The sequence below is a fragment of the Streptomyces sp. NPDC040545 genome (genome assembly GCF_055595065.1).
In genome coordinates, this window is the sequence record NZ_JBVIWA010000001.1 from 775245 (window position 1) to 801309 (window position 26065).

Below are 26065 nucleotides of genomic sequence, written 5' to 3' on the forward strand. Positions count from 1 at the left end.
GCCCCGGGCGAACGGGCCTTGGGGAACATCGGGAGGCGCACATGCATTGAGTCGGCAGAGCTCAACTTCACTGCCGGAAGGAAGATCATGGCTTCGACGTCCGTCACACTCACCCTGCCCGTGCTGCCGCTCGACGACGAGGTCGTGCTGCCCGGAATGGTCGTGCCGCTGGACCTGTCCGACACCGACGTGCGCGCCGCCGTGGAGGCGGCGCAGGCCGCCGCCGGGAAGAGCGGCAGCGGTAAACCCCGGGTCCTGCTCGTGCCGCGCATCGACGGTACGTACGCCGGGACCGGTGTGCTCGGCACCGTCGAGCAGGTCGGCCGGCTCTCCGGCGGGGACCCCGGCGCCCTCATCCGCGGCCTCGGGCGGGTCCGCATCGGGGCCGGGACCACCGGCCCCGGGGCCGCGCTCTGGGTCGAGGGCGAGACCGTCGACGAGACGGTGCCCGATCCGCTGCCCGGGGCGGTCACCGAGCTCGTCAAGGAGTACAAGGCACTCGCCACCAGCTGGCTCAAGAAGCGCGGCGCCTGGCAGGTCGTGGACCGGGTCCAGCAGATCGAAGGCGTCTCCGCGCTCGCGGACAACTCCGGGTACTCGCCCTTCCTGACGGTCGAGCAGAAGGTCGAACTGCTGGAGACCGCCGACCCGGTCGCCCGCCTCAAGCTCGCCGTCAAGGCGCTCAGCGACCACCTCGCCGAGCAGGACGTGGCCGAGTCCATCGCCAAGGACGTCCAGGACGGCGTCGACAAGCAGCAGCGCGAGTTCCTGCTCCGGCGGCAGCTGGAAGCCGTACGCAAGGAACTGCGCGAGCTGAACGGCGAGAAGGACGGCGAGGAGTCCGACGACTACCGCGCCCGCGTCGAGGCCGCCGACCTCCCCGAGAAGGTACGGGAGGCCGCGCTCAAGGAGGTCGAGAAGCTGGAGCGGTCCAGCGACCAGAGCCCGGAGGGGTCCTGGATCCGGACCTGGCTGGACACCGTGCTGGAACTGCCCTGGAACGAGCGCACCGAGGACGAGTACGACATCCGGGGCGCCAGGGCCGTGCTCGACGCCGAGCACGCGGGCCTCAGCGACGTGAAGGACCGCATCACCGAATACCTCGCCGTCCGCAAGCGGCGCGGCGAGCGCGGCATGGGCGTCATCGGCGGCCGCCGCGGCGGCGCCGTGCTCGCCCTCGTCGGGCCGCCCGGCGTCGGCAAGACCTCGCTGGGCGAGTCCGTGGCCCACGCCATGGGCCGCAAGTTCGTCCGCGTCGCCCTCGGCGGCGTCCGCGACGAGGCCGAGATCCGCGGCCACCGCCGGACCTACGTCGGCGCCCTGCCCGGCCGGATCGTCCGGGCGATCAAGGAGGCCGGGTCGATGAACCCCGTCGTCCTCCTCGACGAGATCGACAAGGTGGGCTCCGACTTCCGGGGCGACCCGGCGGCCGCCCTGCTGGAGGTCCTCGACCCGGCACAGAACCACACCTTCCGCGACCACTACCTGGAGGTGGAACTGGACCTCAGCGACGTCGTCTTCCTGGCCACCGCCAACGTCCTGGAAGCCATCCCCGAGGCCCTGGCCGACCGGATGGAACTCGTCCGGCTCGACGGGTACACCGAGGACGAGAAGGTCGTCATCGCCCGCGACCACCTGCTGCCGCGCCAGCTGGAGCGCGCCGGACTCGGCCCCGACGAGGTGGTCCTGGGGGAGGACGCCCTGCGCAAGCTGGCCGGGGAGTACACCCGCGAGGCGGGCGTACGCACCCTGGAGCGGTCCCTCGCCCGCCTGCTGCGCAAGGTCGCCTCGCAGCACGAACTCGGCGAGCGGGAACTGCCCCTGAACATCGGCGCCGACGACCTGCGGGCCCTGATCGGGCGCCCGCACCACGTACCGGAGTCCGCCCAGGACCCGGCCGAGCGGCGCACCGCCGTCCCCGGCGTGGCCACCGGCCTCGCCGTGACCGGCGCGGGCGGCGACGTGCTGTTCGTGGAGGCCTCGCTGGCCGACCCGGAGACGGGCGCGGCCGGCCTGACCCTCACCGGCCAGCTCGGCGACGTGATGAAGGAGTCGGCGCAGATCGCCCTGAGCTTCCTGCGCTCCCACGGAGCGGAACTGGAGCTCCCGGTCGCCGACCTGAAGGACCGCGGCGTGCACATCCACTTCCCGGCGGGCTCCGTGCCCAAGGACGGCCCGAGCGCGGGCATCACCATGACCACCGCCCTCGCCTCGCTGCTCTCCGGACGGCAGGTGCGCACGGACGTGGCCATGACCGGCGAGGTCTCGCTGACCGGGCGCGTCCTGCCCATCGGCGGGGTGAAGCAGAAGCTGCTCGCCGCGCACCGGGCCGGACTGACCACCGTCATCATCCCGAAGCGCAACGAGGCCGACCTGGACGACGTCCCGGCGGAGGTGCTGGAGAGGCTGGAGGTGCACCCGGTGACGGATGTGCGCCAGGTCCTGGAGCTCGCCCTGGCCCGGGCGGAGGCCACGGTCGTCGCGGTGGCCTGACGCGTGCACACGGCCCGGTCTCCCGCTCCGGCGGGGTACCGGGCCGTCGGCACACCCGCTGCGAAATACTGGCCCCGCACCATCCGGGTGCCACACATCATCGAAGGAGCGGGACGTGCACGGGAGTGAAGACCAGGAGTTCCTTGCCCTGGAGCGGGAGCTGTCCGTCTTCCTCCGGCGGGCCCGTGCCTCCTCGGGCGAGATGGCCCGCGAGCTCCACCCCGAGCTGGAGCCGGCCGCGTACGGGCTCCTCGTACGCCTGGAGGCGGCCGGCCGGCAGCGGGCCACCGAGCTCGCCGCCTACTTCGGCGTCGGCAAGGCCACCATGAGCCGGCAGCTGCGTGCCCTGGAGGTCCTCGGCCTGGTGGCCCGCGAACCGGACCCCGCCGACGGCCGGGCCTCCCTGGTCGGCCTCACGGACGAGGGCCGGGAGCGGTTCCTGCGGGTCCGCGGAGCGCGGCGCGAGCAGTACATGCGCAAGCTCGCCGACTGGGACCGCGGCGAGGTGGCGGAACTGGCCCGGCTGCTCAACCAGTTGAACACCGGCGCGGAGTAGGCCCGCCCGGACCGGAACCGGAGCCGCTCACAGCTCCGCGTAGACGGCCGACGCGTCGTCGTGCCGCTTGTACCGGGCCGGCGGGAAGGCCGCGTCGGACTCGATGGCGCGCACCCGGCCGATCAGGCCCTGCGCACCCTCCTTCCGCAGCACCGCCAGGCAGTCGGCCCAGTCGCCCTGCCCGAAGGTGTCGGTCCACCGGCTCGCCCCGTCCGTGAGCGCGGCCACCGCCCGCACCTGCCCGCGCGGGGTGCGCCCCGTCACGGCCCGGGCCGCCACCGCCGGGTCGGCGGCCGCCGTGAAGAAACCGCCCTCCGCGTTGCGCAAGGCGTCCGTCGCGGCCACCGAGCCCAGCACCTCCCGCGGGATCCGGTCCAGCCGGTCGTCGAGCACCGCCGTCACCCCGCCGCCGGGCACCTGGAGGAGCAGTACGGAGTCCGAGAGGACGAGGTGTTCCACGTACTGCGCGTCCCAGCGGACCACGACGACCGTCGCTTGCGGGGTTCGCACGTGAGAAAGGTCACAGGTGCCGCGGTGGGTGTCGGCCGTGGTGCGGACGGACTCGGCCAGAACCTGATCGAGCGGCATGTCCCGCCGCGATCCGGACAGTTCGGTCAATCGGCCGCCGAGGCGGGCCGTGAACCAAGGCACTCCGTGCACGCATCCGTCGTCGCCGCGCGGCGGGGTGACCCCGTCCAGGAGCACCAGCACGCCGCCGCCCGAAGCGGGGATCGCGGCCGACACCCAGTCCTCATTGGGGCGTTCCTGGTGGCCGGGGGCCGAGGCGAGGTCGATGCGCATACCCGCATTCTGCCGCGCGGGAGGCGGCCGGCGCGGGCAGGTCCGTACCAAATCGGGCGCGCCCCAAGGGCCCCGCCCACCCACCGCCCGGGACGGGCCGCGAGCGCCGGGACGGCCGGGCGGTCGTGTGGGCGGGCATCCTGCCAAAGCCCGTATCGATCTTTCAACCACCTGTCCACGGAACCGCCCCGGCACAGGGTGCCCGAGTTGGTCGGCAACTCATCCGTGATGTTCACTCGTTCGAGTGGCCGGTTGGGTGATGTGCGGCTCTCTCCCCAGCACGCTGCAAAGGTCTGAGGCGGTACGAGGGAGCAGGGGGCGTTTACTTGTTGACCGGCCGTTACCTCGGCCACACGAGTAGACGAGCAAGAGCACACGTACAGGATTGCGAGCACCGGTGCAGAAGAAGCGGTCTCGGAAGAACGGCACCGCCGCCGACGGCCCGGCCCCCGCAGGACGCCGCGTCCGCGTGCGCCGCAGGCTGGTCGTCGGCGTGGCCGTCGCCGGCCTCACCGTCCTCGCGGCAGGCGCGCCCGCCGTCGTCTCCGCCTCGACGGAACTGAACGACTCCCAGCACCTGGTCACCCTCGCGGAACAGACCCGGCAGACCCTCACCCTCACGCACCTCCTCGGTGACGAGCGTGACGCGGTCGTCGAGTACGCCGCCAAGGGCCGGCCCGGCGCGGCCAAGGGGCCCGTCCAGGAGCGCATCGCCGGGACCGACCGGCAGCTCGCCGAGGTCCAGGCCGAGGCCGACGAGGCGACCGCCCGGGCCCTCGCCCGCGTACGGACCGTCCGCGCCGAGGCCGTCGACGGCAAGGGCACCGCCCTCGCCGCCCACCAGGCCTACGCCTCGGTCATCGCCGAACTCCTCGCCCCGGGCGACCTGCTCGCCGAGCTGACCCCGCCGCGCGCCGAGGCCGCCCTCACCACCACCCGTCCACTGGCCCCGCTGGGCCAGGCCGTGGAACAGGCCTCGGCCACCCGCGGACTGCTCCTCGCCGCGCTGGCCGTCCCCCGCGGCGACCAGGCCCCGAACTCGGCCGTGGTCGACGAACTCACCACCGCCGCCCAGCGGGCGCGCGTACGGGAACAGGCCGCCCTCGACGACTTCGCGCGGGCCGCGCGCCCCGACGTGCGCCAGACCCTGGCCGCCACCGTCACCGGCCCCGAGGTCAAGACGGCCGACGACTTCCTCAAGCGGCTCACCGACCGGCCCACCCTCACGCCCGCCGACCGCAAGACCGACGGCGCCGCCGTCGGCACCGCGCTGACCGCCCGCATCGACCGCATGCGCACCGTGGAGGCCACCCTCGCGAGTGAACGGGCCTCCGCCCTGGCCGCGCTGCGCGACGACGACGTGACCCGGCTCGAAGTCGCGATCGCGCTGCTGGGCGTGCTGTTCCTGTTCGCCGTCGGCGTCTCGACCGCCGTGGCGCGGTCGCTGACCCGGCCGCTGTCGGTCCTGCGCCGCGGCGCGGAGCGGCTGGCCACCCCGGAAGGCTCGGTGGAACCGGTCCGGTTCACGGGCCGCAACGACGAGTTCGCCGAGGTCGTGCGCCACCTGAACGCCGTGCGCGACCAGACGGTCTCCCTCCACACCCGGATCGCCGGGCTCGACGCCGACCGGCGCCGGATCATCGGCCGCAGCGAGGCGCTCGCCGCCGGCCGGGACGTGCTGGAGGAAGAACTGACGAAGCTGCGCGCGGGGCTGGAGGAGCACCGGCGCATCATGTCGACCACCTCCGTCTCGCTGTCGCTGCGGACCCTGGGCCTGGTGGAGCGCCAGCTCGCGGTCATCGAGGAGCTGGAGTCCAGGGAACAGGACCCCGACCGGCTGGCGACCCTCTTCAAGCTGGACCACCTGGCGACCGTGATGCGCCGCCACAACGAGAACCTGCTGGTCCTCGCCGGGCAGGAACACGGACACGGGCAGGGCCTGCCGGTGCCGCTGGTCGACGTGATGCGGGCCGCCGTCAGCGAGATCGAGCGCTACGAGCGCGTCGAACTCGCCGCGCTGCCCTCGTACACCCAGGTCGCGGGGCACGCCGCCGACGACATCTCGCACGTGCTGGCCGAGCTGCTGGAGAACGCGACCACGTTCTCCCCGCCGGACGTCAAGGTGAAGGTGTCCGGCTGGCTGCAGGGCTCCGGCGACGTGGTGCTGTCCGTCGTGGACGAGGGCATCGGCGTCACCGAGGACCGCCTGGAATCGCTGAACACCCGGCTGTCCACGCCCGACGCCTACGACGAGGAACCCGAGTCGGAACACGGCCTCGGCCTCGGCCTGTACGTGGCCGGACGGCTCGCGGCCCGGCACGGGGTCACCGCCGAACTGCGCACCCCGCGGCACGGCGGGACCGAGGCACTGGTGGTCGTCCCGGCGGCGCTGCTGCCCACCACCCCGGTGGTCTCCCCGGTGCACGCCCTGGCCATGCCGGGCGCGCCCGCGCTGCGGCTGCCGGGAGTGATAGCGGAGGCGAACGAGAACACGCTGCCGAAGCGGCGGCGAGGGACGCATGCCGCTCCGGAAGCGGATGCCGCTCCGGACGCGGATGCCGTGACGGAACCGGCTGCGGAAGCCGAGGCCGAGGCGGTGGCGGTCGCTGCCGCCGAGATCGTCGCCGAGGAGCCGGTCGTCCCGGTCGCCGCCGAGCCGGAGCCGTCGCCGGAGCCTGCCGTCGCGGCGGTCCCGATCACCCTCGCCGAAGCGCTGGCCGGCCCCGCGGTCGTCGCCGAGACCCCGGCGGAGCCGGACCAGGACCAGGCCCCGCTCGCCGGCGCGCCCGCCACGGCCGGGGCGGTGCCCGCCGACCAGGTGTTCGTCGCCGCGCCCCCGGCAGGGGACGGGCCCACCCCTGAGGAACAGCTGCTCGCGCGGGTCGTCCCCGACGCGGAGCCGGCCGCCTCCGGCGCGGCGGACCCCGCCGCACCCGCGGCCGGCGCCGAGGAAGACGCAGAGGAAGACGCAGAGGAAACCGAACCGGAGACGGAGCCGCACACCCACGCCCCGGCCGAGGGCAACTGGCTCCCCCGCCAGGGCAGCCACCCGGCCGACCGGGCCGAGGGCGAAGGCGCCGTCACCGACAAGGGCCTGCCCAAGCGGACCCCGCGTGCCGTCCCCGCCAAGCGCGCGGCCCGCGACGACGTACGGCCCGAGCCGCCACGCCGCGTCGACGCCGAGGAGTTGCGGCGCCGGCTCGGAGGCTTCTACCAGGGAGCCCAGGACGGACGGCGCGTCGTCGCCGCCGAACTCGCACAGGAGCAGGGGTCCGACCAAGCCCCTGACCAGGCGCTCGACCAGGCCCTCGACCAGGGGCCGACGCAGCGGCAGAGCCAGAGCAAGACCGACCGGGGGGACACCGCACAGGAGGCACGCACATGACCGCGCCCAGTACGTACGGACTGAGCACCCAGGCCCGCAACCTGCAGTGGCTGCTGACCGACCTGGTCGAGGAGGTACCCGGCGTCAACTCCGTCGCCGTCGTCTCCTCGGACGGGCTGCTGCTCCTGTCCTCCGACCCGGGAGCGGGCACGGCCGAACCGGCCGACCGGCCCAAGGCCAGGGGCCCGCGCGGCGCCTCCGCCGACCTCGCCACCATCGTCTCCGGCCTCGGCAGCCTCACCACCGGCGCCGCGGCCCTCATGGAGACCGGCTCGGTGAAGCAGACCATGGTGGCGATGGAGCACGGCTCCGTCTTCGTCATGGCCATCAGCGACGGCTCACTGCTGGGCGTGCACGCCACCCCCGACTGCGACATGAGCGTCGTCGCCTACCACATGGCCCTGTTCGTCGGCCGCGCCGGCCACGTCCTGACCCCCGAAGTCCGCAGTGAGCTGCGCCAGTCGATGGAGAACACCCCGTGAGGAGTACGGCCTCCGACCGGCTGCCGATACGCGGCGCCGACCGCCGCCCCGCCCGCGTCCGCCCGTACTCCCTCACGGGCGGCCGCACCCGCTTCACGCAGGTCCTGCAGGTCGAGACGTTCGTCGCCGCCCTGGACACGAAGGTCTCGGAGCCGCAGAAGCCCGACCGCATGCCCGAGATGCCCGCCATCGTCGAGGTCTGCCGCCGCATGCGGACGATCGCCGAGATAGCCGCGCTGCTGAAGCTCCCGCTCGGCGTGGTCCGGGTCCTGGTCAGCGACCTCGCCGACCAGGGACGGATCCGCGTCTACGCAACGGGCCACGGCAGCGGCCGTCCCGAACGCGCGCTGCTGGAAAGGGTGCTCAGTGGTCTTCGCCGTCTCTGACAACCCGGTGTCCCCGCCGCAGTCGGACGACGACCCGGCCCAGCCCTGGCAGTACGACCGCTCCCGCGCACCCGTCGCCGTCAAGGTGCTGGTCGCGGGCGGTTTCGGCGTCGGCAAGACCACCTTCGTCTCCTCCGTCTCCGAGATCACCCCGCTGCGTACCGAAGCGGTGATGACCCAGGCGAGTGCCCCGACCGACGACCTGTCCGGCACCCCCGACAAGAACACCACCACCGTCGCCATGGACTTCGGCCGCGTCACGCTCGACGACGACCTCGTCCTCTACGTGTACGGGACCCCCGGCCAGGAGCGGTTCTGGTTCATGTGGGACGACCTGGTGCGCGGCGCCATCGGCGGTCTCGTCCTGGCCGACACCCGCCGCCTGGGCGACTGCTTCCCGGCCCTCGACTACTTCGAGACCTGCGGGCTCCCGTACGCCGTCGCCGTCAACCACTTCGACGGCTCGCAGTCGTACGAGCCCGACGACGTGCGCGAGGCGCTCAGCGTCCCGCCCCACGTGCCCGTCGTGATCATGGACGCGCGGCGCCGCGACACGGTGGTCGAATCACTGCTCGCCCTGGTGGGCCACGCCCTCGACACCACCCCCGAATAGAGCACCCGAACAGAGAGCGTGAGAGATGCGCAAGATACTTGTCGTGGGAGCCGGCCAGTCCGGTCTCCAGCTCGCCCTCGGACTCCAGTCGAAGGGGTACGAGGTCACCCTCCTTTCCAACCGGACGGCGGACGAGATCCGCACCGGGCGGGTGATGTCCACGCAGTGCATGTTCGACACGGCCCTGCAGCACGAGCGTGATCTCCAGATCAACTTCTGGGAGCAGCAGGCCCCGAAGATCGAGGGCCTCGGCGTCTCCGTCGCCACCCCCGACGCCGGCCGTGCCATCGACTGGCTCGGCAGGCTCAAGGGGTATGCGCAGTCCGTCGACCAGCGCGTGAAGATGGCCGGCTGGCTCGACACCTTCGTGCAGCGCGGCGGGCAGCTGGTCATCCACGGCGCCTCGGTCGCCGACCTCGACTTCTTCTCCCGTACGTACGACCTGGTGCTGGTCGCCGCCGGCAAGGGCGAACTGGTCTCGATGTTCGGGCGGGACGCGGCGCGTTCCCCGTACGACGCCCCGCAGCGCGCGCTCGCCGTCGCCTACGTGCACGGCCTGGGCCCGCGCCCGGAACACCCGGACACGGAAGCGGTCCGCTGCAACCTGGTCCCGGGTGTCGGCGAGCTGTTCGTCATGCCCACCCTGACCACCTCGGGCCGGGCGGACATCCTGTTCTGGGAGGGCATCCCGGGCGGTCCGCTGGACGTCTTCAACGGCGTCAAGGACCCGGCGGAGCACCTGGCGCTCACGCTGGGGCTGATGGAGAAGTTCGTGCCGTGGGAGTACTCCCGGGCGACCGAGGTGGAGCTGACGGACGCGGGCGCCACGCTCGCCGGGCGCTACGCGCCGGTCGTCCGCAACCCGATCGGGCGCCTCCCGGGCGGCGGCCTGGTGCTGGGCGTCGCGGACGTGGTCGTCGCGAACGACCCGATCACCGGGCAGGGCTCGAACTCCGCCGCCAAGTGCGCCGCCTCGTACCTGTCGTCGATCCTCATGCACGGGGACAAGCCGTTCGACGAGGCATGGATGAAGGCCACCTTCGACAAGTACTGGTTCACCACCGGCAAGCCGGTCACCCAGTGGACCAACGCGATGCTGGGCGTCCCGCCGGAGCACGTACTGAACCTGATCGGCGCGGCCGGGCAGCTCCAGCCGGTGGCGAATCGATTCGCCAACGGCTTCGACAACCCGGCCGACTTCGACTCGTACTTCTACGACCCCGAGGACACCGCCGACTACCTGGCGGAGGTCGCGTCGGCGTCCGCGCCGGCAGCCGTGACGTCCGGGGCCTCCGGGGCCTCCTCCGCGGAGTAGCCGGCATCGTCCCCCGCCCCGCCCGCCGCCTCGGGCAGCTCGGGCGGGGTGAACTCCGCCAGCGGGGCGCCGTCCGGGTCCGGCCGGACGGCCCCCAGCAGCGGGTTCGCGGCGATCGGCGAGACCTTGACCAGGGCCCCCGGCCGCGGCGCCTGGATCACCTTGCCGTCGCCCACGTACAGGCCCACATGGGTGGCCTTGGGGAAATAGACCACCAGGTCCCCGGGGCGCAGCTGGTCCAGCGGCACCTTCGGCAGCTGGGCCCACTGCTCCTGACTCGTCCGCGGGATGGTGCGCCCGGCGTGCGCCCAGGCCTGAGAGGTCAGTCCGGAGCAGTCGAAGGACCCCGGCCCCTCGGCGCCCCAGACGTACGGCTTGCCGATCTGGGCCGCCGCGTAGGTGAGGGCGGCACCACCGGCCGCCGTGGGCGTGCCCGTACGGGCGGGGAGGCGGCCCGAATCGACCAGGTCCCGCTGCGCGGAGGCGGTGTTCTCGGCCTCCTGCGCGCCGAGCCGGGTGAGCTGTTCCGGGGTCAGGGCGGCGAGCACCCGCTCGACCTCCTTGAGCTGCGCCGCGACCTCGTCCTTGTGGATCTTCTGCTGCGCGGCCAGGGCCTGCCGGGCGTCCAGGGCCTCACGGGCCCGGGCGGCGAGCGCGTCGGCCTCCTTCTCGCCCCGGGCGAGCCGCGCCAGTACGCCCGCCCGCCGGGCGCCCTCGCGGGCGGCGAGCCGACGCTGGTCCAGGGCGGCCTGCGGGTTCCCGGCGAGCAGCATCCGCGCGTACGAGGACAGCCCCTGGCCGCCCTGGTACTGCTCCCGGGCGATCCGCCCGGCGAGGGCCCGCTCGGAGTCGAGCGCCGTACGCGCCTTGCCGAGTGCGGCGGCGCGCAGCCGCTCCTCGGCCTGGCCGGCCCGGAGGGCCACGTCGGTGGCGTTGTAGGCCTCGGCGGCTTCCTCGGCCTTCTGGTACAGGCCCTGCAGGCGGGTCAGCAGCACCCCGACGGACTCCCCTTCGGGAAGCCCCGGCTCGGCCCCGGCCCCAGGGACCGGCCCGGCGACGACGAGCGCTGCGGCGATGCAGACGGCGCGAAGCGGCCGATATGACAGCCGATATGACAGCCGATGTGACATGGGATCACCTCCGAGACGGCCGATGCTGCCACGCGCGGTATGACAAATCCTCCAACGGAGTCGGCCGGTCGCGGGCGGTCACCCGGTTGGGGGTGGGATGGGGCGCGATGGGGCGGGCGGGGGCTCCCGGGGGCGGGATTCTCTTGATCGGAATCAGGGATGTGTATGGGGGTTTCCCGTCAGTCCCATCGTCCCTCCGTGTCGGGCCGGTCCCTCAAGGGCGCTCCTTCGTCGCGTCGCTACGCGATGGCCTTCGGCCACCCTTGACCGACCGACCCGCCCCGGAGAAACGAAAGACTGCCGGGAAACCCCCAAAGGAACGGGCCGGGCGATCCAGGAGCAGGACGGGGCGGCCAGAGATGCGCGACCCGGTTGGGCGTGGGGGACGAGCAGGAGGCGGGGCCCATCACGGACCAGGGCCCGGGTCGGGGGAAGCGCATCCGATCGCTACGCGCTCCTCATCTCTCAGCGTCCGACGGCCGTCCGGGGCTGGGCGCTCGCTATTCCGTCGTGGAGCCGGGTCAGCGCGAGCATCACCGCACAGCCTCGTGCCCGAAGAGGGGTAATTGGGGCAAACGGTTGGCCTTTCTGGCCGCCCATGTGCGCTGACCCGCATCCACGACGAAATAGCCGCTGTCTCACCGTTGTTCACCCAGGTCACCCGTCAGGCGCCTCTCCAGAGGAGTAGCCGGGCCGAACGAGCTCGCAAGCTGCAAGAAGAAGCCGGCCAGTCGACCAGTTGGTCCATGAAGAATTTGCCTACTCCGAGGGAACGTTTTGCTGGGATGGCTCCTCACCAGGGCGACGGAATCCTCTCGCCGATGTAGGAGAACCCATGCCGTACCGGCCCGCCGCCCCGACCCGCGCTGCCGCGCTCGTCGCCTCGGTGCTCACCGCGGACGCCGTGCTCCACCTGTACTGGACGACGGGAGCCACATGGCCCGCGGCCGACGACAAGAGCCTGTCCCACGCAGTTCTCGGGACGGACGTGCCGTTCACACCACCGGTCCTGCTTCCTCTTGTCGCCCTGCTCCTCACCGCCGCCGCCTTCGTCCTCGCCCGTTTGCGCCGGCCCCGCCCTCTGATACTCCGCGTCGGCACCCTGGCCGTGGCCGCGGGCCTCTCGCTGCGTGCTTCGGCGGGCATCTACTGGCTGTTCGCCAAGGAGACCGGCACCGCCTTCTACTGGCTCAACCTCGTTCTCTACACGCCGCTGTGCGCCGTCCTGGCCGTCGCCGCTCTGCGCGTGGCGCGGTGGAAGGAATCGGCCAGTGCCTGATGAACGACCCCAAGACCGGACGGTCCGCCTCGTGCGAGCCGCCCAGCGTGGCGACACTCTCGCCATGGCCGAACTCCTGGACGTCCTCGCCCCGTACGTGAGTCGCGTCTGCGCGCCCATAGCCCTGGGCCAGGGCCCGGACGCTGCGCAGGAAGCCCTGGTGGCGGTCTTCAAGTCGCTGCGCACGCTGAAGGAGCCGGCCGCACTGCACGGCTGGGTCCGTGCCATCGCCGTACGGGAGGCGATTCGCATCGCGCACCGCGCCGCCCGCACCGTACCGGCCGATCTCAGCACGCTCCCCGACCGAGGCGACCCGCAACTCTCCGCCGACATCAAGGACGTACTCGGCCGGCTCTCCCCCGAGCAGCGCGCGGTATTGATGCTGCGTGACATCGAAGGCCTGGACGAGCGCACCGCCGCCGCCCTGCTCGGCCTGCGCACGGGCACCCTCAAGTCGCGGCTGCACCGCGCCCGCAACACCTTCAGGAAGGCGTGGACGTCATGAACGAGCCCTGGCCCGTCACGGACCTTGACCCCGTACGCCGCCTGCACGCCTTGGCCGGAGGCGTTCGCGGTGCCTACGTGACCGAGGCGTACATCGACGCCCCCTTCGAACGGGTCTGGTCCCTGCTGGGCGACCTGGAAGGCGCCTTCGGGCAGGTCGTGCCCGACATGGAGCGGCTGCGCGTCGTCCGTCGGCAAGGCAAGCACGTAGAGGCGCTGGCGCGCAGCAAGTACGGAATGCGGGCGCGACTGCGCGGAGTGCAGCAGCCCGGCTGGTGCTGGTTGCAGAGCCGATTCCTCCTGCTCGGCGTGGCGGCGGCGCCGGAAGGTCCGGGAACTCGGGTGGCGTTCACCGGCGGAGTGCGCCTGCCGGCCCACGCCGCTCTGATCCCCCTGGGCGTACGCCGAGAGGGCAGCCGCAGCGTTCAGCGCCTGACGGCCTTGCTGTGACCGGCCGACCGCACCGCACGCGAGGCGACCGCCACCACCCACTTCGCCGGTGGCACCGTCGGCGCCCGGCGCGGTCCCGGTCACCCGTAGTGATCCGGCCTGCGGGCGGCCACAGGCGGCCGCCGGACGCATAGCGAGCGTGGGATCGGGGTCGTGGGCGGCCCGTGGCGCCCGCCGGTCCGTGACGGCCGGACCGGTCGGACGCGGGCGGGGCTACGCGAAGGACACGCGGCTCGGCCGCCCGGTCGCGCGGACGTCGACCACCTCGAACCCGTCCTCGCCTCGGACGAGGTGCTGCACCTCGTCCGAGGCGGAGTATCGCAGGAAGCCGACCCATCCGCGCGTGCTCGCGAGCCGCAGCACCCAGGCGACGACGTCCATCACCACCCCGAACTCGTCCTCGTGGATGCACGTCCGGACGGTCAGGGCCCATGGCACGCTGCCGTCCGCGTACGTCCTCCCCGTCCGCAGCAAGGACGAGCCGTCCACTCCGTCGAAGGCGTGGCTCGGGATGCCGCCGTCGAAGACCTGCCACGGGTACCCCCAGGACTCCCAGTCGGCCGATTCCGGCGACTGCGGCATCTCCGCCTCGCCCAGGAGCCACCGCAGCTCCCGCAGCGCCGGCTCGGGCAGGTCCCCCGGCAGCTCCACCGTCAGGAACAGGTCGTAGTAGTCACTCATCCGGCCGACTGTAGGTCCAGCCGCCGACAGTCCGCCGCGACCCTCCTGTTGCGTCCGCCGGGTGCTCCGTACCGGCCGTCGCGGCTGTGCCCTGCGGGGCTGCGCGGAGGGCGCTCCTGCTGCTCCTGGTTCTCCTGCTCCTCCCGGCCCGGCCCCTGCTGACGCCCGGCCGGCTCGCGCACGCGGTGCCTGCGCCCGGCAGGCGGAGACGGCGCGGCCGTCCGAGGCGGGTCAGCCGCGCAGCAGGCGGGCCTTGGCCGTCGTGAACTCCTGGGGGGTCAGCAGGCCCTCGCGGGCCAGGTCGGCCAGCTGGGTGAGCTCCGCCACCAGGCCGGCCGAGGGGACCTGCCCGGCCGCGGCGGTCCGGTCCGGTGGGATCGCCGCCGCCGGCTCCGGTTCAGCCGGCTGCGAGGGTTCAGACGGCGCCCCGGACGGCTCCCCGCCCGGCGCCCCGGACGGCGGCTCGGCCGGGCCCACCAGGCCCACCGGACCCGTGGCCGCCGGCTCCGCGGACCCCACCGAGCCCGCCGTCGGCTCCGCGGCTCCCGTCGCCCGCGCCAGCAGGCCCCGCAGCAGCGGTTGCCCCGGCGGGCGGTTCGCCGGGCGGACCGTTACTCCCATCGGGCGGATGAACATCAGGCCACCCCCGCCCTCGGGTCCGCCGGTACCCGGTCCGGCGGGATGCGCACCGAGCCGACGATCCGGCCGCCCGCGGCCCGCACGGCGATGGCCGCGTCCTCGGCCCACAGGTGTTCGACGACGAGCAGCAGGGCGCAGCTCCCGCGTTCCAGCAGCCCCGCCGCCTCCTGGATGTCCTCCGGCCCGATCAGCCGCGCCACGTCCCGGCCCGTCAGCAGGCCGTGCAGCTCCACGAACTCGTCGAACTCCGCCGCCAGTACGTCCCCCGACGCCGTCCTCGTCGCCACGATCCCGTCGATCAGCCGGACCACCCCGGTCTTGCGCAGCCCCATCACGGCCTCGACCGCCGGGGCGCGCAGCTGTTCTTCCGGGAAAGCGAGGACGATGAATTCCACAGGTCCCATGCGCCTCGGCTCCTCACTTTCGACACTTCCGACCGTTTGTGACGACTCTTCGGCACACTATGGCATAAGCGGACATATCATCCGCCTGCTTGCTACGTTTCGGTGCATGACCGCTCTGACGGCGAAGGTGACGGAGCCCGCCCCGCCCCCGCCCCCCGGCGCCGGCGCCCCCAAACGGCGCGGCGTCGAGCTGACGCTCCTCGCCGGAGCCGTCCTGATCTCCGTCCTCGGTCACCTCTACGTCGGCCTCGCCACCACTGGCCACATCCCCGGCCCCGCCGCCCGCTACGCCACAGGCCTGTGCGTCGCCGCCCTGCTCGCGCACCTCGCCGTCCGCCTGCGCGCCCCCTACGCCGACCCCCTCCTGCTCCCCATCGCCGTCCTCCTCAACGGACTCGGCCTCGTCCTCATCCAGCGCCTCGACGTGACCACCCCCGGGCATCTCACCGCCGGGGACCAGCTCCTGTGGTCCGCGCTGGGCGTGGGGCTCTTCGTGCTGGTCGTCGCGCTGCTCGGCGACCACCGGGCGCTCCAGCGGTACGCGTACCTCTCCGTCGCGGTGGCCCTGGTCCTGATGCTGATCCCCGTCTTCTTCCCGGCGGTCAACGGCGCGCACATCTGGATCCGGTTCGCCGGGCTCTCCTTCCAGCCGGGGGAGTTCGCCAAGATCCTGCTCGCGGTCTTCTTCGCCGCCTATCTCGCCGCGAACCGCACCGCGCTCGCCCTCACCGGCCGCCGGCTCTTCTGGAAGCTCCGGCTCCTCCCCGGCCGCGTCCTCGGCCCGATCCTCGCGATCTGGCTGCTCAGCGTCGGCGTGCTGGTCCTGGAGCGGGATCTGGGGACCTCGCTGCTGTTCTTCGGACTGTTCGTGATCATGCTGTTCACCGCCACCGGGCGGATCGGCTGGATCGCGATCGGACTCCTGCTCGCCGCCCTCGGCGCGTACGCCGTCGGGACCTTCGAACCGCACGTGCACAGCCGGGTGGACGACTGGCTGAATCCCTTCGCCTCCATCGAGCGCGGCGAGGGCCCAGGCCAGCTCGCCCAGTCCCTCTTCGCCTTCGGCGCCGGCGGCCTCCTCGGCGCGGGCCTCGGCCACGGCCAGTCCTTCCTCATCGGCTTCGCCGCCAAGTCGGACTTCATCCTCGCCACCGCCGGCGAGGAGCTCGGGCTCGTCGGCCTCGCCGCGATCCTGATCCTCTACGGGCTCCTCGTCGCCCGGGGCTTCCGCGCCGGGCTCGCCCTGCGCGACCCCTTCGGGCGGCTGCTCGCCACCGGGCTGGCCTCGATCGTCGCGCTCCAGGTGTTCGTCATCGCGGGCGGTGTCAGCGGCCTGATCCCGCTCACCGGCATGGCCATGCCCTTCCTCGCGCAGGGCGGCTCCTCCGTCGTCACCAACTGGATCATCGTCGCCCTGCTGGTCCGGCTCAGCGACAGCGCCCGCAGACCCCGCCCCGCGAAGGAGCCGGCCGAGTGATCCGCCACATCCGCTGGTGTGCGTACTTCTGCGCCCTCCTGATGGTCGCCCTGCTGGTCAACATCGCACGCGTGCAGGTCTGGGAGTCCGCCGCCTACGGCGCGAACCCGGCCAACAAACGCCCCGCCATCGCGCGCTACGCCGAACCGCGGGGCGACATCCTGGTCGACGGGCGCCCCGTCACCGGCTCCCGCGACAGCGGCCAACTGCTGCGCTACGAGCGGACGTACACGAACGGCCCGCTGTACGCGCCCGTCACCGGCTTCTCCTCCCAGACCTACGGGACCAGCTTCGTCGAGCGCGCCGAGGACGCGATCCTGTCGGGCACCGACCCGGGGCTCTCGGCCTTCCCGCTCTGGTACGAACTGGCCCGCGGCCGCCCCGCCGGCGGGAACGCCGCCATCACCGTCCGCTCCGGAATGCAGCTCGCCGCGTACGCCGGGCTCGCGGGCAAGCGTGGTGCGGTGGCCGCCGTCGAGCCGGCCACCGGGAAGATCCTCGCGCTGGTCAGCAGCCCCTCGTACGACCCGGCCGTGCTCTCCGGTACGGGTACGAAGGTCAAGGAGGCCTGGTCCGCCCTGAACGCCGACCCCGCCCGGCCGATGCTCAACCGGGCGCTGCGCGAGACGTACCCGCCCGGCTCCACCTTCAAGATCGTGACAGCTGCGGCCGCGCTCGACGCGGGCGTGGTCACCGATGTGGACGCGCCGACCCGGACCCCCGACCCCTACCCGCTGCCCGGGACCAGCACCCTGCTGCCCAACGCGGGCACCGGCTGCGAGGACGCCTCGATGGCGGACGCCGTGCAGTGGTCCTGCAACACGGTGATGGCGAAGATCGGGGTGCAGGTCGGGCTGCGCGGGATGGTGGAGGCGGCGCGGCGCTTCGGCTTCAACAGTGAGGGGCTGCGGGTGCCCTCATGGGTGTCCCGGTCGAACTTCGACACCGACATGAGCCAGGATCAGCTGGCCCTTTCCTCGATCGGGCAGTTCAACACCACGGCGACACCGCTGCAGATGGCGATGGTGGCCGCGGCCGTCGCGAACGGCGGTGAGCTCAAGTACCCGTACCTGGTGGAACGGACGACGCAGGACGACGGTTCCCAGGTCCGGCGCGGCGACCAGCGCAGCCTGGGCCGGGCGATGAACCCGGCCACCGCCCTCCGGCTGCAGGAGCTGATGGTCAAGGTGGTGGAGAACGGGACGGGCCGCAATGCCGCGATCCCGGGGGCGGTGGTCGGCGGCAAAACGGGCACCGCGCAGCACGGGGTCGGCAACGCGGGGACCCCGTACGCCTGGTTCATCTCCTGGGCCAGGGCCGAGGGCGCGGCGCTGCCGCAGGTGGCGGTCGCGGTGGTGGTCGAGGACGCGTCGGCGGACCGGGGTGACATCAGCGGCAACGGTGCGGCGGCGCCGATCGCGCGGGCGGTGATGGAGGCGGCGCTGGCCACCGGCTGACACCGCCCCGCCGGCCGTCCCGCCCGCCGGGGGCCGCCCGGACACGTCTCAGGGGGCGCCTCGCCGACCGGGCCGGGCTCGACCGGCAGGACCGTTCCTCAGGGGGCGTCCACCCCGTCGGCGATGACGGCCCCGACTTCCGCCACCCGCGCCGACTCCTCGGCCGCGAACCGCTCGCGGTCGAGGGCCTCGGCGATCTCCTCGTCCTGGCTCATCAGCAGGTCCAGGTTCGAGTCGCCCATGTCGAAGACGCCGAGGTCCAGGTAGGCCCGCTGCAGCCGCTCGCCCCACAGCCCGATGTCTTTCACGCACGGCACGATCCTGCTGAACAGCAGCTTGCGGAAAAGGTGCAGGAACTCCGACTGCTCACTGATCTGCGCCGCCTCCTTGGCCGCGATCCCGAAGTTCTCCAGCACCTCCACCCCGAGCAGCCGGTCCCGCATCAGGTAGCAGCCCTCGATCACGAACTCCTCGCGCTCGCGCAGCTCGGCGTCGGTGAGCTGCTTGTAGTAGTCGCGCAGCGCCATCCGCCCGAAGGCCACGTGCCGGGCCTCGTCCTGCATCACGTACGCCAGCAGCTGCTTCGGCAGCGGCTTGGTGGTCGTGTCGCGGATCAGGCCGAAGGCGGCCAGCGCCAGCCCCTCGATGAGCACCTGCATGCCCAGGTACGGCATGTCCCAGCGGGAGTCGCGCAGGGTGTCGCCCAGCAGTCCCTGCAGGCTGTCGTTGATCGGGTACAGCATCCCGACCTTCTCGTGCAGGAAGCGTCCGAAGATCTCGGCGTGCCGGGCCTCGTCCATGGTCTGCGTGGCGGAGTAGAACTTCGCGTCCAGGTCCGGCACCGACTCCACGATGCGTGCCGCGCACACCATCGCGCCCTGTTCGCCGTGCAGGAACTGGCTGAAGTTCCAGGAGGCGTAGTGCCGGCGCAGCTCGCCCTTGTCCTTCGCGGTGAGCTTGGCCCAGTGCCGCGTCCCGTACAGCGGCAGGGCCTCTTCGGGAGTGCCCAGCGGATTGAACGGGTCCACCTCGATGTCCCAGTCGATGCGCTTGCCGCCGTCCCACTGCTTGTCCTTGCCCTTCTGGTAGAGCGCCAGGAGCCGCTCGCGGCCGTCGGCGTACTCCCAGCTGAAGCGGGCGGAGCCGGCGGCGGGAACCTGCCAGACCGGGTCGCCCGGGTTCTTGGTGTAGAGCTCATGCGTCGACACTGACGCCCCCTCGTCTCACGTACTGCCGTGTGGGACCGGACAGTTGGCAGCGTCACACGTTGGTAGACACGGGGTCAACAAGTCGTGCGCGAGGGATTGACGACCTTGCTGACAGGCAGTCTCATAAGAAGTGACCGCCGGTAACTCGACGACGAGGTGTCCGAACCCATGACGACCGTGACCGAACGAGCCGCGCTCCAGGACGCCCTCGGCCTGCTCAAGGACCGCGAGCAGATAGCCGAGCGACTGCTCGAATCCTCGGCCAAGCACTCCTTCGACCCCGACAAGGAACTCGACTGGGACGCCCCGGCGATCGAGGGCAAGTACTACTGGCCGCCGGAACTGCTCTCCCTCTACGACACCCCGCTGTGGAAGACGATGGGGGAGGAGCAGCGCATCGACCTCTCCCGCCACGAGGCGGCGGCGCTCGGCTCGCTCGGCATCTGGTTCGAGATCATCCTCATGCAGCTCATGGTCCGGCACATCTACGACAAGTCCCTGACCAGCAAGCACGTCCGCTACGCGCTCACCGAGATCGCCGACGAGTGCCGCCACTCGATGATGTTCGCCCGCATGATCCAGAAGGCCGGCGCCCCCGAGTACCCGGTCTCCCGCCTCAACCACAACCTCGCGCGGATCCTGAAGACCGTCTCCACCACCCCCGGCTCCTTCGCCTGCACCCTCCTCGGCGAGGAGATCCTCGACTGGATGCAGCGCCTGACCTTCCCGGACGAGCGCGTCCAGCCGCTGGTCCGCGGCGTCACCCGGATCCACGTCATCGAAGAGGCCCGGCACGTCCGGTACGCCCGCGAGGAACTGCGCCGCCAGATGCTCACGGCCCCGCGCTGGGAGCAGGAACTCACCCGGATCAGCTGCGGCGAGGCCGCCCGCGTCTTCTCGCTGGCCTTCGTGAACCCGTCGGTCTACGACAACATCGGCCTGGACCGCCGCGAAGCCGTCGCCCAGGTGAAGGCGAGCGGCCACCGCCGCGAGGTCATGCAGAGCGGCGCGAAGCGGCTCACCGACTTCCTCGACGACATCGGTGTGCTGCGCGGCGTCGGCCGCAGGCTCTGGCAGAGCTCGGGGCTGCTGGCGTAGGGGGTGGACGGGGCGAGCCGCTGGTCCTGATCCACAGGACACCCACTCGTCCGGCGCCCGCGGGGCTACCCTGCGGACATGACCGTACGCGCGTACCGCAGGCTGAGCGTCGAGGAGCGGCGAGCCCAACTCCTCGACGCCGCCCTCTCGCTGTTCGCGCACCGGGCGCCGGAAGAGGTCTCGCTCGACGACGTGGCCGAGGCCGCCGGGGTGTCCCGCCCGCTCGTCTACCGCTACTTCCCGGGCGGCAAGCAGCAGCTCTACGAGGCCGCCCTCCGCTCGGCCGCCGACCTCCTCGAACTGTGCTTCGCCGAACCCCAGCAGGGGCCCCTGACCCGGCGTCTGTCCCGGGCCCTGGACCGCTACCTCGCCTTCGTCGACGAGCACGACGCCGGCTTCGCCGCCCTCCTGCAGGGCGGCAGCGTCGTCGAGACCTCCCGCACGACGGCGACGGTCGACGGCATCCGGCGGGCCGCCGCCGAGCAGATCCTCTTCCACCTGGGCGTCCCTGCCCCCGGCCCCCGGCTGCGCATGATGGTCCGTACGTGGATCACGGCCGTCGAGGCGGCCTCCCTCATATGGATCGACGAGGGCAAGCAGCCCGAGGTCGAGCGTCTGCGGGACTGGCTGCTGGACCAGTTCATCGCCCTCCTGACGGCCACCGCCGCCACCGACCCGGAAACGGCCGCGGCCGCCCGGGCCGCCCTCGCCCTGGAAGCGGCGGACGGCCCGGTCGGGGTCCTGGCCCGCCGCGTGATCCCGGTGGTGTCCGAGGCCGCCCACCTGCTGTGACACTGGTGGGGTGAGAAGCCAACCGACCCCGTTCGAGGGCGGCCCGATGGACGGCCGGGTCCTCCCCGTCCTCCTCGGCCCGACCGGACACCCCCCGAAGTGGTACGAGATCCCCGTCCCGGCACCGGACGGCGGCCCGCCGACGGTACTGCTGTACGAACGCGTCCCGGCGGGGTACTCCAAGCGGCTCGGCCTGCAGAAGGGCTGGAAGTACGACTTCCGCCCTTCGGGCACCAAGCCCAAGGTCCGCTGGCCCTGGACGAAGCCCCCCCGCCCTTGACCTGGCCGGTCCGTTTTTCCGGGTCCGCGAGCGTCGGGTCGGCCCCCGGCGCGGGCCGAGTACGCGGGGCGGGGCCGGGCGCGTCGTGGCAGGGCTCCGACCGGGTCGGGGTACGCCGGGGCGGGGCTCCGGCGGGGCTGTGTCCTGGCCCGGGTCCGGTTCCGGGCCGCGAGCGTCAGGTCGGGCTCCGGCGGTGGCCGAGTACGCCGGGGCGGGGGCTCCGGCGGGGCTGTGTCCTGGCCCGGGTCCGGTTCCGGGCCGCGAGCGTCGGGTCGGGCTCCGGCGGTGGCCGAGTACGCCGGGGCGGGGGCTCCGGCCGGGGCCGGGCGCGCGCCGGGATGTCTCCTCGGGCGCCGAACGTGACGAGGCGTCGGAAAGCGCGGCGGCAAGGCGTTCGGCGCCCTGCGGGGACACCCCGGCACACACCCGTCCCCGCCCTCCGCCCAGTCCCGCGACGGGGGAGCCGCCTTGCCCGTCGAGCCTCCGGCCAGGAACCGGCAGGGTGCGGAGGCCGGGGCTGGGTGTGTGTCGGGGCGCTCCCCGCAGGGCGCCGAACGCACTGCCGCCCGGCATTCCGACCCCTCGTCACGTTCGGCGCCCGAGGAGACGCCCCGGCGCGCGCCCAGCCCCGGCCGTCGGCCCGCGCAGAACACCACTGCCCCGCCGTCTCCGGCAGGCACCGAGCCCGCGGCCGCGCCGCCGCCCCGGCGTCTCCGGCCGCCAACGCCGAGCCCGCAGCCCGCACGGCCGCCCCGGCGTCTCCGGCCGCCAACACCGCGCCCGCGGCCGCGCATGCGTCGAGCCGGCCCCGCCCGGGGCCCGCCTCCGGCAGGAGACCGGCTAGTGGCCCGGGAGGGTGAGGACCGCCAGGCCGCCGCCTTCGCCGTCCTCCGCCGCGCGGAACTCCAGCCGCGCCCCGATCACCCCCGCCTGCCCCACGGCGATGGTCAGCCCCAGCCCGTGCCCCTTGCCGCCCCCGCTGCGGAAGCGCTGCGGGCCGTGCGCCGCCAGGTAGTCGGGGAAGCCGTCCCCGTGGTCCCGTACGGTCACCACCGGCCCGTCCACCGTCAGCACCACCGGCGGCCGCCCGTGCTTGTGGGCGTTGGCCACCAGGTTCCCGAGCACCCGTTCCAGCCTCCTCCGGTCCGTCTCCACGTGCGCGTCGCGGACGATCACCACCTCCGAGTCCGTCCCGGACGCCCGCACCACCCGGCGTACCAGCCGCCCCAGCTGGTGCAGATCGCTCTCCACCACCTCGCTGCCCGAGTCCAGCCGGGAGATCTCCAGCAGGTCCTCCGTCAGCTGCCGCATCGTCCGTACCCGCTCGCGCACCAGCTCCGTCGGCCGCCCCTCCGGCAACAGCTCCGACGCCGCCTGCAGGCCCGTCAGCGGTGTGCGCAGCTCGTGCGCCACGTCCGCCGTGAACCGCCGCTCGCTCTCCAGCTTCGACTGCAGGCTCCCGGCCATGGTGTCCAGCGCCGCCGCCACCGTCGCCACCTCGTCCTGATGCCGCGAGGGTGTCCTCGTCCGCGGGTCGTCCACGCGCGCGTCGAGGTCGCCCTGGGTGATCCGCCGGGCCACGGCCGCCGTCAGGTGCAGGCGTCGGGTCACCCGGGTCACCGCGAAGGCGCCCACCAGGAGCGTGCCGCCGATCGCCAGCAGGGAGGACCCGATGATCGCGTGGTCCAGCCCGCTGATCGTGCGGGCGCTCTGCCCGTAGTCGACGGTGGTCGCGAGGGCCCGGCCGTCCGCCGGGCCCGCCGCCCACATGGTCGGGCGGCCCCGGTGGTCCGCCACCAGAGTGCCCCGGCGCCCGCTGACGGCGAGCGCCCGCAGCTCGGGCGGCAGCCCCACGGGATCCAGCCACGAACCGCGCGGAAGGGGCTCGCCCGCCTCGTACGCGCGCGAGACCTCCAGCAGTCGGCCGAGTGCCTTCTCCCGTGCCGTGGCCACCGTCTGCCGGGTCACCTCCACGTGCACGAGGGCGCCCAGCACGGCCGCCAGCGAGCAGCACATCACCACGATGAAGCACGCCGACTTCCAGGTCAGCGTGGCCGTCCAGGCGGGCAGCCGCACGGGCGTCACGGCCGGCCCGGCACGGGAGCGGGTTCCCGGCTCCCCGGAGCCTGCGGATTGCCGGGCACCCGTACGATCTGCTCGCGCGTCGGCAGCATGGTGAGCTGCTTCTCGTCCCAGGACCAGGCGGTGATCAGCTCGTATCCGTGGTTGCCGCTGGGCACCCGCAGGATCACGTCACGCCCGGCCAGTTCCACCATGATGACGGTCTCCGTGGTCGCCATGATCCGGTTGAGCCGCCCGTCCGGGTCGGCCGTGTACACCCGTACGGACATCATCTTGTCCGGGAACTCGATGCCGACGATCAGCTCGTCCTTGCCGTTGCCCGTCAGGTCCCGGTAGTACGGCTTCAGCACCGGGCACGCCTCCGGATCCTGCTCGTCCTCGTCCTCGGCCTTCGCGCACTCCTGGATCGCGGCCGCCGTCCGCGGCGGCATCCCGTCCGCGCCGACCTCGGTGTCCGGATGGGCGCGCAGCTCGGCCTGGACGAGGGCCACCGGGTCGACGGCGTGCACGTCCTGGTCGCGGACCGGCGGGATCCCCTTGACGTACTCGGGCGGGGCCCCACCCGGATCGGCGGGCGGTACGGACGCCCCGCGGCGGTCGGGCCACAGATGTACGGGTCCGCTCGCGGTCGGCGTGGAACCGGCGCTCACCAGCCCGCCGCTGTCCCCGCAGCCCGCCAGCAGCGGGACCAGCGCGAGGAGGGGGAGCAGCCGGCGCGCGGATACGCGCAAGCGCAACCTGTTCACAGCTCCTGTGCCCTTCTGCCCGCGATACGCCGACGGCCGATCACTTCGACCAGGTCAACCATATGCGGAGGTACATCCGTTTTACCCTGCGGTCTCAGCTGTCAGTACGCCCTCGGCGCAGCATCGCGAAGCCCAGCCCGGCGGCGCCGACGGCCGCGATCCCGCCGGCGGCGGCGAGCAGCAGCACCCCGTCGCCGGGACCGTCCGCCAGCGTACGCAGCCGCCGCCCGCCGCCGGAACCGTCGGCGGCGACGTGGGTGTCCCCGGTGGCCGCCCCGCGCGGAACGGAGGCCGGAACGACCTGCCCGCCGCGGGCCTCGTTGCGGGTCCCGGTCTTGTGCCCGTCACCCGCCACGGTGTGGTCGCCGCCCTGGGCCGCGACGCCGCCCACCCAGGAGGTCAGCCGCCCGGAGGGGGCCAGCGCCGCGTGCAGGTCCCCGGAGCCGCCGACGGCGGTGACCCCGTCACGGCTGGTCAGGGTGGCCGCCTTGGTGCCGTCGGCCGCCAGGATCTCGGCCTGGTAGGCGCCGTCGGCCGTGCGGTAGATCTTCGCCGTGGAGACCCCGTCCGCGAGCGAGAGGCTCTTGACGAGGATGGAGCGCGGGGCCGCGGAGTGCGCGGACGAGGCCGCGGGCACTCCTTCGGCCAGGGCGGCGGCGGTGGGCAGCGCCAGCAGACTTCCGGCACATGCGGTCACGGCGGCGGCGCGAACGAGAGTGCGGCGGCTGACGGTGCTCACGGGGAAATCCTTCGGTGCCGGTCAGGGCCTGGGCCATCCAGGTGGGTCAAACCTAGGGCCGGGCCGTTGCGGCAGCGCCCCGTTCGTGTAACAGCGGAGTCGCAAGGTTCCGTCGGAGTCGTTACACATCCGAGGGATTGCCCTGCGGCGCCCCGGCTGCTCCCATGGACGGCGGGGGTGAGGGTGATGCGCGGACTCAAGGTACTGCCGAGCGGCCGGCCCGGCCGCGGCCGGCTGTACGTCAATCTGCCCGACGGGCAGGCGGTGGCCTGGTACGACCGGCAGGCCAACCGGATCAGCGTCCTCGCGGACGATCACCGCGAGGCGATCCTGGCGGTGCTCCGTCCCTACCTGAGCGGGACGGTCTCGATCGGTCCGCCCCCGGTCCCCACAGCCTCCGACCTGCGACGTCTCGCGCTACCGCCGGACGCGGACCTGGCCCCGAACCGCCCGGGGGAGACCCTGCTGGGCGAACTGGAGCACGGCCCGGCGGGCACCAGAGCCCGGCACCGGCTGCGCCAGGACCTGACCGCGCAGCAGCGGATGGGCGACGCCTTCGACGCCCTGGAACCCGAGGGCTGGCGGACCCTGCACTGTGTCCCGCTGCCGGGGCCGGGCCGCATCGACCACCTGCTCATCGGCCCGGCGGGGATCTTCTGCGTGCGTACGATTCCGGGCCGCCGCCAGCGCGTCGCGATCGGCGACCTCCTGCTCACGGTGGGCCGCACCGAACCCCGCCCGGACCCCCGCTGGATCCGCCGCGCGGCGGCCTTCGCCTCGGCGGCCCTGGCCGCCGAGGTCACCCCGGCGCTGGCACTGGTCGACGCCTCGCGGGTCGAGACGGCCCCCACGGTCCGCGACATCCGCATCCTCCAGCCCCCCTCGGCGACCCCGAACCTCGCGGCATCCCCCGCGACGCTGAAACCCCCGGAGTTAGACACCCTCTTCGCCCGCGCCCGCGACACCACCACCTGGCTCGGCACCCACTCCGGCCCGGCCGGCGCACACTCCAGCCCCGCCGGCGTTTGAGGCGCCCACCCCGTCCCCCACCCCGTCCCCCACCCCGTC

Annotated in this window: 25 protein-coding genes; 16 read left to right on the plus strand and 9 right to left on the minus strand. The window is 73.1% G+C overall.

Annotation, left to right across the window (positions count from 1 at the left end; genetic code table 11):
• Positions 1-87: 87 nt before the first annotated feature.
• Together lon and ACZ573_RS03760 are read left to right on the plus strand one after the other, a co-directional pair.
• Positions 88-2493 carry an endopeptidase La gene (gene lon / locus ACZ573_RS03755; RefSeq protein WP_471298486.1) on the plus strand — a complete coding sequence of 802 codons (2406 nt, stop codon included), beginning with the start codon at positions 88-90 and terminating at the stop codon, positions 2491-2493.
• Between the two features lie 115 nt (positions 2494-2608).
• A complete protein-coding gene (locus ACZ573_RS03760; protein ID WP_471298489.1) occupies positions 2609-3049 on the plus strand; it encodes a MarR family winged helix-turn-helix transcriptional regulator in 441 nt (146 codons plus the stop codon).
• A 27-nt stretch (positions 3050-3076) separates the two neighbouring features.
• Here the strand turns inward: ACZ573_RS03760 and ACZ573_RS03765 are convergent, their stop codons facing one another.
• Positions 3077-3850, minus strand: coding sequence for a hypothetical protein (locus ACZ573_RS03765; protein WP_471298492.1), 774 nt, complete (start codon positions 3848-3850; stop codon positions 3077-3079).
• A gap of 397 nt (positions 3851-4247) precedes the next feature.
• On the opposite strand from ACZ573_RS03765, the gene ACZ573_RS03770 reads away from it, so the two are divergent.
• From ACZ573_RS03770 to ACZ573_RS03790, 5 genes are read left to right on the plus strand one after another with little or no spacing between them, the layout of a single operon-like run.
• Positions 4248-7235 carry a sensor histidine kinase gene (locus tag ACZ573_RS03770; RefSeq protein WP_471298495.1) on the plus strand — a complete coding sequence of 996 codons (2988 nt, stop codon included), beginning with the start codon at positions 4248-4250 and terminating at the stop codon, positions 7233-7235.
• Positions 7232-7717 (plus strand): roadblock/LC7 domain-containing protein, encoded by a 486-nt coding sequence (locus ACZ573_RS03775; RefSeq protein ID WP_471298497.1) that lies wholly within the window; start codon positions 7232-7234, stop codon positions 7715-7717. Before ACZ573_RS03770 ends, ACZ573_RS03775 begins: the two co-directional genes overlap by 4 nt.
• A complete protein-coding gene (locus tag ACZ573_RS03780) occupies positions 7714-8103 on the plus strand; it encodes a DUF742 domain-containing protein (RefSeq protein WP_471298500.1) in 390 nt (129 codons plus the stop codon). The genes ACZ573_RS03775 and ACZ573_RS03780 overlap by 4 nt, the downstream gene beginning before the upstream one ends.
• Positions 8084-8716 (plus strand): GTP-binding protein, encoded by a 633-nt coding sequence (locus ACZ573_RS03785; protein ID WP_471298502.1) that lies wholly within the window; start codon positions 8084-8086, stop codon positions 8714-8716. The genes ACZ573_RS03780 and ACZ573_RS03785 overlap by 20 nt, the downstream gene beginning before the upstream one ends.
• A 25-nt stretch (positions 8717-8741) precedes the next feature.
• Complete coding sequence (locus ACZ573_RS03790; RefSeq protein ID WP_471298505.1) at positions 8742-10031, plus strand: styrene monooxygenase/indole monooxygenase family protein; 1290 nt, start codon at positions 8742-8744, stop codon at positions 10029-10031.
• Here ACZ573_RS03790 and ACZ573_RS03795 read toward each other — a convergent pair.
• Positions 9953-11137 carry a C40 family peptidase gene (locus tag ACZ573_RS03795; RefSeq protein WP_471299062.1) on the minus strand — a complete coding sequence of 395 codons (1185 nt, stop codon included), beginning with the start codon at positions 11135-11137 and terminating at the stop codon, positions 9953-9955. The genes ACZ573_RS03790 and ACZ573_RS03795 overlap by 79 nt on opposite strands.
• Before the next feature lie 859 nt (positions 11138-11996).
• On the opposite strand from ACZ573_RS03795, the gene ACZ573_RS03800 reads away from it, so the two are divergent.
• The 3 genes from ACZ573_RS03800 to ACZ573_RS03810 all read left to right on the plus strand — a co-directional run bounded on the left by ACZ573_RS03800 (position 11997) and on the right by ACZ573_RS03810 (position 13394).
• Positions 11997-12440, plus strand: a complete 444-nt coding sequence (locus ACZ573_RS03800; protein WP_471298508.1) for a DUF3995 domain-containing protein — start codon at positions 11997-11999, stop codon at positions 12438-12440.
• Between the two features lie 64 nt (positions 12441-12504).
• Positions 12505-12945 (plus strand): RNA polymerase sigma factor, encoded by a 441-nt coding sequence (locus ACZ573_RS03805; RefSeq protein WP_471298511.1) that lies wholly within the window; start codon positions 12505-12507, stop codon positions 12943-12945.
• The gene (locus tag ACZ573_RS03810) at positions 12942-13394 is read left to right on the plus strand and encodes a hypothetical protein (protein ID WP_471298514.1); all 453 of its coding nucleotides are present in this window, start codon (positions 12942-12944) and stop codon (positions 13392-13394) included. Before ACZ573_RS03805 ends, ACZ573_RS03810 begins: the two co-directional genes overlap by 4 nt.
• A gap of 213 nt (positions 13395-13607) precedes the next feature.
• On the opposite strand, the gene ACZ573_RS03815 is transcribed toward ACZ573_RS03810, so the two are convergent.
• The 3 genes from ACZ573_RS03815 to ACZ573_RS03825 form a co-directional block, all read right to left on the minus strand.
• Entirely contained in the window at positions 13608-14075 is a 468-nt protein-coding gene (locus ACZ573_RS03815) for a hypothetical protein (protein ID WP_471298516.1), read from the minus strand.
• 231 nt (positions 14076-14306) lie between these two features.
• A complete protein-coding gene (locus ACZ573_RS03820; protein ID WP_471298519.1) occupies positions 14307-14711 on the minus strand; it encodes an SHOCT domain-containing protein in 405 nt (134 codons plus the stop codon).
• Positions 14711-15118: a DUF6325 family protein gene (locus ACZ573_RS03825; protein WP_150259270.1), complete on the minus strand. Its 408-nt coding sequence runs from the start codon at positions 15116-15118 to the stop codon at positions 14711-14713. The genes ACZ573_RS03820 and ACZ573_RS03825 overlap by 1 nt, the downstream gene beginning before the upstream one ends.
• Before the next feature lie 106 nt (positions 15119-15224).
• Between ACZ573_RS03825 and ACZ573_RS03830 the strand changes: the two genes are divergently transcribed.
• Both ACZ573_RS03830 and ACZ573_RS03835 read left to right on the plus strand, forming a co-directional pair.
• Positions 15225-16595, plus strand: a complete 1371-nt coding sequence (locus ACZ573_RS03830; protein ID WP_471298523.1) for an FtsW/RodA/SpoVE family cell cycle protein — start codon at positions 15225-15227, stop codon at positions 16593-16595.
• Positions 16592-18052: a penicillin-binding transpeptidase domain-containing protein gene (locus tag ACZ573_RS03835; protein ID WP_471298526.1), complete on the plus strand. Its 1461-nt coding sequence runs from the start codon at positions 16592-16594 to the stop codon at positions 18050-18052. The genes ACZ573_RS03830 and ACZ573_RS03835 overlap by 4 nt, the downstream gene beginning before the upstream one ends.
• A gap of 98 nt (positions 18053-18150) precedes the next feature.
• On the opposite strand, the gene ACZ573_RS03840 is transcribed toward ACZ573_RS03835, so the two are convergent.
• Positions 18151-19260: a ferritin-like domain-containing protein gene (locus ACZ573_RS03840; protein WP_471298529.1), complete on the minus strand. Its 1110-nt coding sequence runs from the start codon at positions 19258-19260 to the stop codon at positions 18151-18153.
• A gap of 168 nt (positions 19261-19428) precedes the next feature.
• On the opposite strand from ACZ573_RS03840, the gene ACZ573_RS03845 reads away from it, so the two are divergent.
• From ACZ573_RS03845 to ACZ573_RS03855, 3 genes are all read left to right on the plus strand, one after another.
• Positions 19429-20358, plus strand: coding sequence for an AurF N-oxygenase family protein (locus tag ACZ573_RS03845; protein ID WP_471298531.1), 930 nt, complete (start codon positions 19429-19431; stop codon positions 20356-20358).
• Between the two features lie 78 nt (positions 20359-20436).
• On the plus strand, positions 20437-21150 hold the full coding sequence (locus tag ACZ573_RS03850; protein ID WP_471298534.1) for a TetR/AcrR family transcriptional regulator: 714 nt from the start codon (positions 20437-20439) through the stop codon (positions 21148-21150).
• 10 nt (positions 21151-21160) lie between these two features.
• On the plus strand, positions 21161-21430 hold the full coding sequence (locus ACZ573_RS03855) for a hypothetical protein (RefSeq protein ID WP_471298537.1): 270 nt from the start codon (positions 21161-21163) through the stop codon (positions 21428-21430).
• Between the two features lie 840 nt (positions 21431-22270).
• Here the strand turns inward: ACZ573_RS03855 and ACZ573_RS03860 are convergent.
• The 3 genes from ACZ573_RS03860 to ACZ573_RS03870 all read right to left on the minus strand — a co-directional run bounded on the left by ACZ573_RS03860 (position 22271) and on the right by ACZ573_RS03870 (position 24997).
• Positions 22271-23515 carry a histidine kinase dimerization/phospho-acceptor domain-containing protein gene (locus ACZ573_RS03860; protein ID WP_471298540.1) on the minus strand — a complete coding sequence of 415 codons (1245 nt, stop codon included), beginning with the start codon at positions 23513-23515 and terminating at the stop codon, positions 22271-22273.
• Positions 23512-24243 (minus strand): hypothetical protein, encoded by a 732-nt coding sequence (locus ACZ573_RS03865; protein WP_471298543.1) that lies wholly within the window; start codon positions 24241-24243, stop codon positions 23512-23514. Before ACZ573_RS03865 ends, ACZ573_RS03860 begins: the two co-directional genes overlap by 4 nt.
• A gap of 109 nt (positions 24244-24352) precedes the next feature.
• Entirely contained in the window at positions 24353-24997 is a 645-nt protein-coding gene (locus ACZ573_RS03870) for a hypothetical protein (protein WP_471298546.1), read from the minus strand.
• A 186-nt stretch (positions 24998-25183) separates the two neighbouring features.
• Here ACZ573_RS03870 and ACZ573_RS03875 point away from each other — a divergent pair, with 186 nt between their 5' ends.
• Positions 25184-26026, plus strand: coding sequence for a nuclease-related domain-containing protein (locus ACZ573_RS03875; RefSeq protein ID WP_471298549.1), 843 nt, complete (start codon positions 25184-25186; stop codon positions 26024-26026).
• Positions 26027-26065 lie beyond the last annotated feature (39 nt).